This window comes from Rugosibacter aromaticivorans (assembly GCF_000934545.1).
In the GTDB taxonomy this organism is placed as follows: Bacteria; Pseudomonadota; Gammaproteobacteria; order Burkholderiales; family Rhodocyclaceae; genus Rugosibacter; species Rugosibacter aromaticivorans.
Window position 1 is genome coordinate 2,766,627 of sequence record NZ_CP010554.1, and the last position, 12,270, is coordinate 2,778,896.

General features: G+C 55.4%; 15 protein-coding genes. 7 read left to right on the forward strand and 8 right to left on the reverse strand.

The annotated features are described in order from the left end of the window. Positions 1-106: 106 nt before the first annotated feature. From PG1C_RS13675 to PG1C_RS13700, 6 genes are read right to left on the reverse strand one after another with little or no spacing between them, the layout of a single operon-like run. Positions 107-1,489, reverse strand: coding sequence for a phosphomannomutase/phosphoglucomutase (locus PG1C_RS13675; protein ID WP_202637088.1), 1,383 nt, complete (start codon positions 1,487-1,489; stop codon positions 107-109). Between the two features lie 33 nt (positions 1,490-1,522). Further along, positions 1,523-2,527, reverse strand: coding sequence for a hydrolase (locus PG1C_RS13680; protein ID WP_202635277.1), 1,005 nt, complete (start codon positions 2,525-2,527; stop codon positions 1,523-1,525). A 45-nt stretch (positions 2,528-2,572) separates the two neighbouring features. Further along, on the reverse strand, positions 2,573-3,004 hold the full coding sequence (locus tag PG1C_RS13685) for a YybH family protein (protein WP_237218211.1): 432 nt from the start codon (positions 3,002-3,004) through the stop codon (positions 2,573-2,575). Further along, positions 3,001-3,999, reverse strand: coding sequence for a lipopolysaccharide heptosyltransferase II (waaF, locus tag PG1C_RS13690; RefSeq protein WP_237218212.1), 999 nt, complete (start codon positions 3,997-3,999; stop codon positions 3,001-3,003). Before waaF ends, PG1C_RS13685 begins: the two co-directional genes overlap by 4 nt. Before the next feature lie 10 nt (positions 4,000-4,009). Next, on the reverse strand, positions 4,010-4,231 hold the full coding sequence (locus tag PG1C_RS13695; protein WP_202635278.1) for a zinc-finger domain-containing protein: 222 nt from the start codon (positions 4,229-4,231) through the stop codon (positions 4,010-4,012). A 10-nt stretch (positions 4,232-4,241) separates the two neighbouring features. After that, positions 4,242-5,162, reverse strand: coding sequence for a branched-chain amino acid transaminase (locus PG1C_RS13700; RefSeq protein ID WP_202635279.1), 921 nt, complete (start codon positions 5,160-5,162; stop codon positions 4,242-4,244). A gap of 87 nt (positions 5,163-5,249) precedes the next feature. Here PG1C_RS13700 and PG1C_RS13705 point away from each other — a divergent pair, with 87 nt between their 5' ends. From PG1C_RS13705 to PG1C_RS13725, 5 genes are all read left to right on the forward strand, one after another. Further along, positions 5,250-5,702: an NUDIX hydrolase gene (locus PG1C_RS13705; protein ID WP_202635280.1), complete on the forward strand. Its 453-nt coding sequence runs from the start codon at positions 5,250-5,252 to the stop codon at positions 5,700-5,702. Between the two features lie 128 nt (positions 5,703-5,830). After that, positions 5,831-6,301: a hypothetical protein gene (locus PG1C_RS13710; protein ID WP_237218213.1), complete on the forward strand. Its 471-nt coding sequence runs from the start codon at positions 5,831-5,833 to the stop codon at positions 6,299-6,301. Next, a complete protein-coding gene (gene mnmA / locus PG1C_RS13715; RefSeq protein WP_237218214.1) occupies positions 6,294-7,403 on the forward strand; it encodes a tRNA 2-thiouridine(34) synthase MnmA in 1,110 nt (369 codons plus the stop codon). Before PG1C_RS13710 ends, mnmA begins: the two co-directional genes overlap by 8 nt. Before the next feature lie 70 nt (positions 7,404-7,473). After that, a complete protein-coding gene (locus tag PG1C_RS13720) occupies positions 7,474-7,767 on the forward strand; it encodes an HU family DNA-binding protein (protein ID WP_202635283.1) in 294 nt (97 codons plus the stop codon). Between the two features lie 131 nt (positions 7,768-7,898). Beyond that, positions 7,899-8,258 carry a SpoIIAA family protein gene (locus tag PG1C_RS13725; protein WP_202635284.1) on the forward strand — a complete coding sequence of 120 codons (360 nt, stop codon included), beginning with the start codon at positions 7,899-7,901 and terminating at the stop codon, positions 8,256-8,258. A 42-nt stretch (positions 8,259-8,300) separates the two neighbouring features. Here PG1C_RS13725 and queG read toward each other — a convergent pair whose 3' ends face one another. After that, positions 8,301-9,368: a tRNA epoxyqueuosine(34) reductase QueG gene (gene queG, locus PG1C_RS13730; protein ID WP_237218215.1), complete on the reverse strand. Its 1,068-nt coding sequence runs from the start codon at positions 9,366-9,368 to the stop codon at positions 8,301-8,303. On the opposite strand from queG, the gene tsaE reads away from it, so the two are divergent. Together tsaE and PG1C_RS13740 are read left to right on the forward strand one after the other, a co-directional pair. Further along, positions 9,363-9,926 (forward strand): tRNA (adenosine(37)-N6)-threonylcarbamoyltransferase complex ATPase subunit type 1 TsaE, encoded by a 564-nt coding sequence (gene tsaE / locus PG1C_RS13735; RefSeq protein WP_237218216.1) that lies wholly within the window; start codon positions 9,363-9,365, stop codon positions 9,924-9,926. The two genes, queG and tsaE, sit on opposite strands and share 6 nt — an antisense overlap. Next, the gene (locus tag PG1C_RS13740; protein ID WP_202635287.1) at positions 9,854-11,197 is read left to right on the forward strand and encodes an N-acetylmuramoyl-L-alanine amidase; all 1,344 of its coding nucleotides are present in this window, start codon (positions 9,854-9,856) and stop codon (positions 11,195-11,197) included. The genes tsaE and PG1C_RS13740 overlap by 73 nt, the downstream gene beginning before the upstream one ends. A gap of 59 nt (positions 11,198-11,256) precedes the next feature. Here the strand turns inward: PG1C_RS13740 and PG1C_RS13745 are convergent, their stop codons facing one another. Continuing rightward, the gene (locus tag PG1C_RS13745) at positions 11,257-12,243 is read right to left on the reverse strand and encodes an LLM class flavin-dependent oxidoreductase (protein WP_284431829.1); all 987 of its coding nucleotides are present in this window, start codon (positions 12,241-12,243) and stop codon (positions 11,257-11,259) included. Between the last annotated feature and the right edge of the window lie 27 nt (positions 12,244-12,270).

A 12,270-nucleotide genomic window follows, 5' to 3' on the forward strand; every position in this document is an offset into this window, starting at 1 on the left:
GTCAATAGCCCAAGGCCTGTCTTCTACCTTGGCGCGAATCGACGGTGCCGCAGAAAGATAAACGATATAGGTCGAACTTGTTCAGGGATCAATTGGAACTGAAAGCTTAGCTGCCAAAATCCGTTTTGATGCCGGGCCAGGCAGCTTCTAGCGCTGTCTTGAATTCTTTCTGGATGCGCTTCAACGCTTTTTTCGCATCCGCCTCGAAGCGCAGCACCACCACTGGCGTGGTGTTCGAGGCGCGCACCAGACCGAAGCCATCGGCATATTCTGCGCGCACGCCGTCGATGGTGATCAGTTCGCGCGCGGTGGGGAAGCGCCCGCTTTTTTGCAGCCTGGCTACCAGCCTGTGCGGCTCACCTTCGTTCATCTTGATATTGATCTCGGGGGTAGACAGCGCAGTGGGTAAATGTTTTAGTGGCCAGTTCGCATCCGGCCAGCGCGAGACGATTTCGAGCAGTCGCGCGCCGGCATAAAGGCCGTCATCAAAGCCGTACCAGCGCTCTTTGAAAAACATGTGGCCGCTCATTTCACCTGCCAGCGGCGCGCCGGTTTCTTTCAGCTTGGTTTTGATCAGCGCATGGCCGGTGTTCCACATCAAGGGCTTGCCGCCTTGAAAGCGGATTGATTCGGCCACCCAGCGCGAACATTTCACGTCGTAAATAATTTGTGCACCGGGGTTGCGTGTCAGCACATCAGCAGCGAACAGCATCAACTGGCGGTCAGGAAAAATAATTTCACCCTCTTTGGTCACCACACCAAGGCGGTCACCGTCGCCATCAAACGCCAGGCCAAGTTCGGCATCGGTTTCGCGCAGCGCACGCTGCACATCTTTGAGATTTTCCGGCTTGGAAGGATCGGGATGGTGGTTGGGGAAGTGGCCATCCACGTCGCAGAACAACTCGGTGACTTCGCAGCCGAGACGGTGGAAGAGTTCTGGCGCAATCGCCCCGGCCACGCCGTTGCCGCTGTCAATCACAATTTTCATCGGCCGTGCCAGTTTGACATCACTCACGATGCGCTCGAGATATTGCTCACGCACGTCCGCATGGCGAAGGGTGCCTTTACCACGCGAAAAGTCGGCGCTGGTGATACGGTGGCGCAGGCTTTGAATCATCTCGCCATACAGGGTTTGCCCGGCCAGAACCATCTTGAGACCGTTGTAATCCGGCGGATTGTGGCTGCCGGTGACTGATACACAACTGTCGGTACCCAACGCATGGGCCGCGAAATAACTCAGCGGTGTGGGCACGCACCCGATGTCGATAACATCTACCCCCGTGCGCAGAATGCCTTCGGCCAGGGCGGCAGACAGTGCCGGACCAGACAGCCGGCCATCACGGCCAACGGCTATGGCCTTGACACCTTGGTCACGCGCCTCGCTACCCAGTGCTTGACCAATCAAACGCACCACGTCTTCAGTCAACGTTTTATCGACAATGCCGCGAATGTCATAGGCTTTAAAAATCTCGGGGGCAGGGTTTTTCATCTTGAATAAATAAAGCGCAGGGGGAGGATTCAATTATGGCATGCGCAGATTACATGCAATGTGACGATCAAAATAAGCCAGCAAACGCTGCGGTAGCCAAGTCATGTTGCCTGGCCACGCGCCCTGCACAAACCCCACGTGACCGCCTTGCGCAGGAAAATCCGGCGTCACCGCCCGGGGCAAATCATTCGCGGCTGGCAAGGCGCTGAGGGGGAAAAACGGATCATCGTGCGCGTGCAACAGCAGCGTGGGCGTGTTGATCACGCCCAACAAAGGCCCGGCGCTTGCGCGGGCGTAATAATCCGTGGCATTGTGAAAACCATGCAGCGGCGCGGTGACCGCTTCGTCAAATTCACGCAGCGTGCGGCTGCGTTTGATTGCGGCAACATCGATCAGACCAGGGAATCGCACCGCTTTTTCGAGCGCTTTCGGAACCAGGCTACGTAAAAAATAGCAGGCGTACGCGCGCTTGATCCCGCGCGCAAGCTCGCCTTCTGCAGCAGCTAAATCCAGCGGTGCGCTGACTGTAGCAGCCGCCGTGAGCAGGCGAGTCGCTTCGCCGCTATGTGCGTTTTCCGCCAGCCATTTGAGCAAGGCATTGCCGCCGAGTGATACACCGGCCACAAATAGTGCGGGCCAATGCAGCGCATGTATCCGGCGCAAAATCCAGTTAATTTCTTCGGCATCGCCTGAATGGTATGCACGTGGCAGGCGATTAGGCTCGCCAGAGCAACCACGAAAATGCACCACGACCCCATGCCAACCGCGCGCGTGTATGGCGCGCATCAGGCCGCGTGCGTAGGCGCTGTTTGAGCTGCCCTCCAGCCCATGGAACAACACGATGCAGGGCTGGCCTGGCGCACCGTCTATCCAATCCAGATCGATGAAATCGCCATCCGGCGTATCCCAGCGTTGCCGGCGATAGCGAGGCAGCGGCCCTTTGATGAGTAAAGGCCAGATGGTCTGCCGATGTGCGCCACGTAACCAGCGCGCCGCTTGAAAACGTGGCACGCGGATGGTGGGGTCAGGAAGGTTCATCAGCGAAAAATCAGCGTAAGTTTGGTGTAAAACGCAGACAAAAACTCAGTGCAAAACTTTCGGCATCTCGTGCTGGCTATCTGGCGGTGCAGGTGAGGCATGATGCCCGACCATGCGCCAGCCCAATGCGCCGCGGGTATAGATATTTGTCGCAGCGACCGGTGCGGCAATACTCTCGTCCCCCGCATGACTGAAATGTTCCAGCACATGGGTAATCACCGCGAAGGGAGTGACAAAAGCCACTTGCTGCACCACCCGCAAACTTAACCGGCCGCTATGCGAAAAAATGCGCTGCCAGGCTTCGCGCACGGCACGGTAGCCTATGAGCGCAGGCCCACCAGGATGAACGCAGACGATCTCTTCGTCTTCAGACCAGACACGCATCATGGCTTCCAGATCTCCCGTTTCCAGCGCTTCATAGAAGGCGCTTTCAGCATCTTGCGGGGTGGAATAAATTGTATTGTCGGACGGGCTCACGAGGGTAGGTACTTGATTACGTTATCCGGCTTGAGCCCGTTCAGGCAATCGAGATGCCCAAGCGGGCATTCTCGTTTGAAGCAGGGACTACAGGGCAAATTCTGTCGGACAATTTGCGCAACGGGCGACAGCGGCGGCGTATAAGTCGGCGAAGATGAACCATACAGGGCGACAAGGGGGCGACCCAGGGCGGCGGCCACATGCATCAGGCCGGAATCATTCGTCACCACAGCGCGTGCGGTAGCGATCAGGTCAATAGCCTGGTCGAGCGATGTCTGTCCACACAAATTGATCGCCGCACCGCCCGAAGCCTGCACGATCTGCTCACCGATGGTCACATCTTTACCAGAGCCTAGCAGCCAGACCGGAGTATCAGGGGAAACAATACGCCGTGCCAGCGTCGCAAAATGCCAGGTGGGCCAGCGCTTGGCGGGCCCATATTCTGCCCCCGGGCAAAAAATCACCGGCGCACTTTGTTCGGGCAGGCCCAACGTGCGACGCACGGCCCCCTGTTGCGCCGGGGAAGACTGTAGCACAGGGCGCGGCAGCGTGTCAGGCAGCGGGCCGATCAAAGCGGCATAACGCTGCGCCAGTTGTGGATGCAGGGAGGTATCGAGCCGATGCCGCTCGGTGAGCAAACCGTAGCGCGCCTCGCCGTGATAACCAATACGGTGAGGAATACCCGCAAAAAAAGGCACCAGCGCCGACTTCCATGCGTTTGGCAACACGTAGGCATGCGAAAACTCGGCCAGCGCCGAGTTTTCCCTGATTCGGCGGCCGAGTGCGCGGCGTGCCCAAAAACTAAACTCGCCATGCGCAAACGGGCTGGTAATGGTGGCATCCACTTCGGCCATGCGCGCTAGCAACGGTGCAGACCAAACCGGCGCCAACACCTCAATGCGAGCTGTCGGATGCTGCTGTTTAAGCAGTGTCAGCAGCGGCTGCGACAACACGGTGTCGCCAATCCAGGAGGGTGCGACAACGAGAATTTTCACGCGCGCGATATCACCCGTGATGGCCGCTGGGCCGCGCGCCGGTAAAACGGTACAGCGTGCCGCAATAGGGGCAGGCCGCTTCACCCAGCGGCGCTTTGAGCACATCAAGGTAAATCCGCGGATGCCGCGCCCACAGCGGCGAGCCAGGGCGCGGGCAGGCTAGTGGCAGATCTTTTGCGGTGATAGTGACTTCGCGCTGACTATCATCCTTGTTGTCATCCGGAGCGGTCATGGTAAGAACCTCAAACAGGTGTGAGCCAATCGGCGTGGGCGGGCACCCGGCCGTTGACCACGTCGAAAAACAGACTTTGCAGGCGCGTTGTAATCGGGCCACGCACCCCCGCACCAATTGTGCGGTTATCCAGCTCGCGGATTGGCGTGACTTCAGCTGCGGTGCCGGTGAAGAACGCTTCATCGGCAATGTAGAGATCGTCGCGCGTCAACCGTTTGGCAACCACTCTGTAGCCCAGTTCATTGGCCAAAGCAATCACCGAACCACGCGTGATACCAATCAGCGCCGAAGCAATTTCTGGCTCGTAGATCACGCCATCCTTGACCATGAAAAGATTTTCCCCAGCCCCTTCGGCGACAAAACCGTCAACGTCCAGCAGCAAGGCTTCATCGTAACCATCTTCTGTCGCTTCCATGTTGGCCAGAATGGAATTGGCATAGGTGCCAGAAAATTTCGCACGTGACATATTCACGTTAACATGATGCCGCGCATGGCTTGAGGTTTTGACGCGGATGCCTTTTTCCATGCCATCTTCGCCAAGATAGGCACCCCAAGGCCAGGCGGCAATGGCCACATGGGTTTGCGCGCCACGCGGCGAGACACCCATTTTTTCCGAGCCATAAAACGCAATCGGGCGGATATAGCAGGATTCCAGCTGATTAGCGCGCACCACTTCTTTTTGCGCTTCCATCAACGTCGCTTTATCCCACGGCATAGGCATGCGGTAGATGTGCGCTGAATTAAACAAGCGGTCCGTATGCTCTTGCAAACGGAAAATGGCTGTACCAGAAACGGTTTTGTACGCACGCACGCCTTCAAATACAGCAAGACCATAATGCAGCGAATGGGTCAAAACGTGGGTGTTGGCTTCACGCCAGGGGACGAGCTTTCCGTCGTACCAGATGAAGCCGTCGCGGTCGGCCATGGACATGGGGGATCTCCAGCAATCGGTTAGTTGAAGCTTGGATTTTAACAGGGGCGTTAAAATACGCCTATCACTAATCATCACAATCGCTCGATGAACTGTCCCTGGAAGCCTAATGTGACCGTTGCCGCGCTCATAGAACGTGCCGGGCAATTTTTAATGGTCGAAGAAGAAACCGCTGACGGTCTGCGTTTTAATCAACCAGCCGGCCATCTCGATGAGGGCGAATCACTCATCGCCGCCTGCACGCGCGAAGCGCTGGAAGAAACCGCCTGGGGCTTTACACCCACAGCATTGATCGGAATTTACCAATGGCCCCGCCCACAACGGGACATCACCTATCTGCGCTTTGCCTTCGCCGGCGTATTGGGTGAGCATGACGCACACCGAGCGCTCGATACCGGCATCGTGCGCGCAGTATGGATGACGCCTGACGAGATTCATGCTACCCAAGCCCATCATCGCAGCCCGTTAATCTGGCAATGCGTGACGGATTATCTGAGTGGCCAACGGTTTCCGCTGGAAATTATTCGGCATTACGAATAACTGCCGAAATTACTGCACCTGCCTCCATGTGTCGTTTGCTTTTCTTACTTGTGCTTTTGACGACATCGTCATACGCCGATGAATCTGTTTCCATCTGTTTTAATTACGGTTGCGCCACGCAATCCACTGTGAAATTTTCTTCACAACAATTAAACAGCGTCGCACAGATCTTAGCCGCTGCACACAATGCGGCCGAAGAACGTACTCTGCTGGCGCAAGTGATCGGGGTGCTTTATGCCTGGGCGGGAGAGCAGACGCCCATTCATGCCGACCATGGCGGAAATTTCGCCGACGCAGGCGTGCAAGGAGCCATGGATTGTATTGATCACTCGACCACAACCACGCGATTTCTCCGCTTGCTTGAACAACGCGATGCGCTACACTTTCATCACGTCATCGCCGCGACTCGGCGCGGCTGGATATTTCAGCATTTCACAGCAACCATAGAAGAAATGCCGCTTGCCGCAATGAACGCGACATCGGTTGCGACAACACAGCGGCCACGCTTTGCCGTAGATAGCTGGTACGTGGATAACGGCAAACCGGCGATTGTTTTGCCGCTCGCCGAATGGTTTAACTATGGAGGTCCTGGTGCCTAAAAGTAATAAAGGAAAAATAGTTGTTGGTCTATCTGGCGGCGTAGATTCAGCAGTAGCCGCTTTGCTGCTCAAACAACAAGGCTATGAGGTGATTGGCCTCTTCATGAAAAACTGGGAAGGTGATGATACGGATGAGTACTGTTCATCCCGCCAGGACCTGGTAGATGCCGCTGCAGTTGCCGATGTCATTGGCATAGAGTTTGAAGCAGTCAATTTTTCTGCCGAATATCGAGAACGGGTGTTTGCAGAGTTTCTGCGTGAGTATCAGGCAGGCCGCACGCCCAATCCTGATGTGCTGTGTAACTCAGAGATCAAATTCAAAGCATTTCTTGATCATGCCCTGGCCCTGGGCGCAGAAAAAATTGCTACGGGGCATTATGCTCAGGTGAGGCAATTTCTGGGTGAATGGCAACTGCTCAAAGCGGAAGACGGCACGAAGGATCAAAGTTATTTTCTGCACCGGCTCAATCAGGCACAACTGGCGAAGTCGTTATTTCCGATCGGCCATCTGTATAAGCGCGATGTGCGAAAAATAGCTGCTGAGGCGGGGTTACCGAATCATGCACGCAAAGATTCCACCGGCATTTGCTTTATTGGCGAGCGGCCTTTTCGTGAATTTCTTGCGCGCTATATACCCAAGCAACCCGGTGAAATACGAATTTTTGGCACAGATCAGGTCATTGGCAGCCATGAAGGTCTAACGTATTACACCTTGGGACAACGCGAAGGCTTAAGAGTTGGCGGGGTCAAAAATGCCCCTGAAGCCCCTTGGTTCGTGGCCAGCAAAGACATGAGCCACAATATTCTCTACGTCGTACAGGGCCACGACCACCCAGTTTTATTCTCGCAAAGCCTTGTGGCAACTGATCTTTCGTGGATTTCCAACAGGCCGCCGCACACCCATTGGGTGTATGCAGCCAAAACCCGTTATCGGCAACCCGATGCAGCTTGCCAGATCGAGCGGCTCTCCAACGCTGAATGCGAGGTTGTTTTTGCTGCACCGCAATGGGCTGTCACACCGGGACAATCTGTTGTAGTCTACGAATCATGTGTTTGCCTAGGGGGGGGAATCATTGCAAAAAACCTTACGCTAAATGCATAAAAAAGCTTGAAAAATGTGGTTAGAATTTTCCTCGGGTAAACTGCCCGCAAATTTCTGGAGGTATTTTTGAATGAATAAAGCTGAACTGATTGAAATTGCAGCTACCGGAGCCGACGTCAGCAAAGCAGCTGCTGGCAAAGTTCTGGATAGCATTATTGCCGCCGTTGTCAAAGCTGTTTCCAAGGGTGACACCGTAACGCTCGTAGGCTTTGGTACCTTTAAGTCTGCCAAGCGCGCTGCACGTACGGGGAAAAATCCAAAAACCGGCGCAACGATCAAAATCGCCGCAACCACTGTGCCAAAATTCAGTGCAGGTTCCGGCTTCAAAGAAGCAGTATCAGGCAAGAAAAAACCCAAAAAGTAATCGCGCATTACCATTCCGTATTACTCAACGGGCTCGCGGTGCGAGCCCGTTGTATTTTGAGGTAAGGTATTGCTTTAAAGACAGGGTATCACCCGCCGACTGGCAGCTCCATTCCACCTAAGGACCACCTCATGATTGCCATTCAACATACCGATCACCTTGTTCAGTTCGCCATACTCGGCGAATTCACCTTGGCCGACTTCAAAGAATTCGAAGAGCTCGTGCTTTACAAAATACGCTTTACGGGTCCAGTGGATCTACTCGTGGATGTGCGCGAAATGCTCAGAGTGACGATTGATGTCGCGTGGCAAGAAGTGCGCTTTTCGCGCGCGCATACACACGACTTCAACCGCATTGCGGTACTCACCAGCAGCCAATGGGTGACATGGAGCGCCTGGTTATCGCAGCTCTTCGTGCAGGCCGATGTACGTGTCTTCGAAGAAGAGGCGCCTGCCCGGGCCTGGCTTGCTGAGACCGCTCCCGCTAAATAACGACACTTGTCTCATAACGGGCGCGCTTAATGATCTTGCCTCTTAGCGGCTTGACTGATGGCGCGCCAATGCCCAGGCAACATGCTCGCGCACCAAAGCGGAGGAATCATTCTCTCGCGCGCGCAAGGCGCGGACCACATCATCACACGTGGGCGCATTTCCTAGCGCCACGGCGATGTTGCGTAACCAGCGCACATACCCAATGCGGCGAATAGCCGAGCCTGCCATCCGCTCAGCGAACTCGTCTTCCGTCCAGGCAAAGAGCTCGACTAATGTTGCTTCATCCAAGGCATGGCGAGGCGCAAAATCAGCTTCGCGCGTCAGCGGCGAAAAGCGATTCCACGGACAAGCCAGCTGGCAATCGTCGCAACCATAAATGCGATTACCGAGGCTTTCTCGCAAGGGTTCTGGAATGCTGTTTTTTAGCTCGATGGTCAGATAGGAAATACAACGTCGCGCATCCAGTTGATAGGGTGCTACCAAGGCTTCGGTTGGGCAACTATCAATACAGGCCGTGCAGCTGCCGCAGTGATCTGTCACCGGCGTATCGGGTGGCAGTGGCAATTCACTATAAATTTCACCTAGAAAGAAATACGACCCCACAGCGCGATCCAACAACAAGGTATGCTTGCCGCGCCAGCCCAGGCCACTTTGCTTTGCCAGCTGTACCTCCATCACCGGCGCGGAATCGGTAAATACGCGATGCACAAATTCACCTTGTGCTTCTGTCATGCGATCAACCAATGCTTGCAAGCGTGGGCGCATCACCTTGTGATAATCGCGACCCAGGGCATACCGTGAAATATAGGCACGTTGCGTATCCGCCAGAACTTCTTCTGCATCGGCGCTGGCAGGCCGGTAATTCATGCGCACCGTGATAATGCTTTGCGTGCCCGGCACAAGCTCGGTTGGCAGTGCCCGTTTAGCGCCGACTTCTGACACATGCGCCGCCATATAATCCATCTCGCCGTGAAACCCGGCGGCAAGCCAGGCGGCCAACTGAGCGGCTGCCTCACCTGTCTCGGCACGAGAAAAGCCAATGGCGTCAAAACCTAACTCGCGGCCCCAGCGCCGTATGTTTTCTTTCACTGTATGCCACTGATCATGCATGATGCGCATCATACTTTAGCAACCCAGTTTTCTCTGTGCGATGAAGCGGCGACGCTGGCTTTTGGTGCACGTTTTGCAACTCATCAATGCCTGACGCCCGGTCTGGTGATCTGGCTACATGGCGATCTTGGCGCGGGCAAAACCACTTTCGTTCGCGGCCTGTTGCGCGCCCTGGGCGAAACAGGCCCGGTCAAAAGCCCGACGTATACTTTGCTTGAAGTTCATGCTATTTCTGGATTAAACTTATATCACTTTGATTTTTATCGACTCAATCAGCCGGAAGAATATCTTGATGCGGGCTTGGATGAATATTTTTCAGGAAACGGAGTTTGTCTGGTCGAATGGCCAGACCAGGCCGCGCCGTATCTTCCGCCCGCAGATATCCACATTGAACTGCGGGTGGTTACCACGCCAGGATCGCCCACCAATTCACCCGTCGCGCACCGTGAAGCTTTTTGCCATGCCACCAGCGCACGCGGCCGCCTATGTCTGACCCGTTGCTGCGGCATCGCTACCCCAAGCGCCGCGACATCCTCAAGTTTGCCGCCGCCAGCCTGACGCTGTGGGTAACAAAAGTCGGCGCTGGTGGCATGGCGATAACCAGTATTCTGGCTGTGCGCGTTTGGCCTGCGGCAGACTACACACGCGTCACGCTAGAACACAACCAGCCATTTGAATTTACCTCCCTGCTGGTGAAAGATCCTGATCGACTGGTAGTCGATCTCGAGGGAGTTGAATTCAATGCTGTCCTGCAATCCCTGCCGTCAAAAATTCTTGACAATGATCCGTACATCAAACTCATTCGCGCCGGCCGCAATCGACCGGGTGTGGTGCGTTTGGTGATCGAATTAAAGGCCGAAGTAAAGCCACAGATATTTTCATTGCGACCGGTCGGCGAATATGGTTATCGGCTGGTGCTTGATCTTTATCCGGCACAACCGATCGATCCATTGATGGCCCTGCTTGACAAGCCTGAAACCGCGCCACCAAAAATCGAGCCGCCAGCGATAGTATCCGACCGCACCGGGGAAACATCCGCTGCGGCACCTGCGGTAAAGCCAGAGGCAGCCCCAACGCAACATCCGAACGGCGCTACCGCACCAGAAATCTCGCGGCTGGTGACCATCATGCTGGACCCTGGGCATGGCGGCGAAGACCCGGGAGCGATTGGCCAAGGCGGCAGCCACGAAAAAAATGTCACGCTGGCTGTCGCCAAGCGGCTAAAAGCAAAAATTGATGCCGTGCCCAACATGCGTGCAATGCTCACCCGCGATGGCGATTTTTTCATTCCGCTGAACCAGCGCGTTGAAAAAGCGCGCCGCATTCGAGCGGATCTTTTCGTTTCTGTGCATGCCGATGCCTTCGTTAAACCGACCGCGCGTGGATCGAGCGTGTTTGTTCTGTCTGAACACGGCGCCAGTAGCTCTGCAGCACGTTGGCTGGCCAAAAAAGAAAATGACGCTGATTTAATCGGTGGTGTGAATATCCGCGCTAAAGACCCCTACCTTGCCCGCACCTTGCTCGATTTATCACAAACCGCCACGAACAACGATAGCCTAAAACTGGGCCAAGCCGTGCTGGGCGAATTACGCCACATCAACACGCTGCATAAAGGGCAGGTTGAACAAGCCGGGTTTGCTGTGCTCAAAGCGCCGGATATTCCCTCCATCCTGATTGAAACAGCCTTCATTTCCAACCCGGACGAAGAAAAACGTCTCAACGACGAAGACTATCAAGAGCGTATGGCCGCCGCGATTCTCCAAGGCTTGCGGCGTTACTTTTCTAAAAACCCGCCCCTGGCAAAATCAAAGCTCACGCTGCTTGATTAATCCTGGCAAGGGGCCAGGTACTTAGCGGGTACTTAACGCACAGGGGAAGCCCCGCCGCATCAAACTCCACGCGCTTCCGCAGCAATTTCATAGGAACGAAGACGCGCCGCATGATCGAAGATCTGGCACGTGATCATAAGCTCATCAGCACCCGTCTGCGCAATAAAATCTGCCAGGGCAGTGCGCACAGCATCCGGCGAACCGATGGCCGAACATGACAGTGTCTGCTCCAGCATGGCTTTTTCAGATGGCGCCAAAGCGCCAAGAAAATCATCTACCGGTGGCGGTAGCGTTGACGGATGGCCGCGGCGCAAATTAAGAATCGCTTGCTGCATTGAGCTGGCCAAAAACTGCGCCTGGGTATCCGTTTCTGCTGCAAAAACGCTGTAGCCCAACATGACATACGGTTTTTCCAATTGTGCCGAAGGGCGAAACTGGGTGCGGTAAATTTCCAACGCCTGTTGCATCTGCATCGGAGCAAAATGCGAGGCAAACGCAAACGGTAAGCCCAGCGCAGCAGCGAGCGTCGCACCAAATAAACTAGAGCCAAGAATCCATACAGGAACAGCCAAACCCTCCCCAGGAATCGCGCGGACAAGCTGCCCCGGCCGGGCGGCTGCAAAATACGTCATCAACTCGACCACATCGCGCGGGAACTGGTTTTCATCCGCCGCCAGATTGCGCCTAAGTGCTCGCGCCGTGGCTTGATCAGAGCCGGGCGCACGTCCTAAACCAAGATCAATGCGGCCTGGAAACAGCGTCTCCAAAGTGCCAAATTGCTCGGCGATCACCAAGGGCGCATGGTTGGGCAGCATGATGCCACCCGCGCCCACGCGTATGCTCCTTGTGCCGGCCGCAACATGTCCGATCACCACGGCGGTTGCGGCGCTCGCAATGCCCGGTATGCCATGGTGTTCGGCCAGCCAGTAGCGATGATAGCCAAGCCGCTCGGCATGCCGCGCCAGATCCAGCGTGTTAGATAAAGATTGTACCGCCGTGCCGCCGGTCACAATGGGCGAGAGATCAAGAACAGAAAAAGGAATCATCGTCATCTTTCGATAAGGTTATTGCTC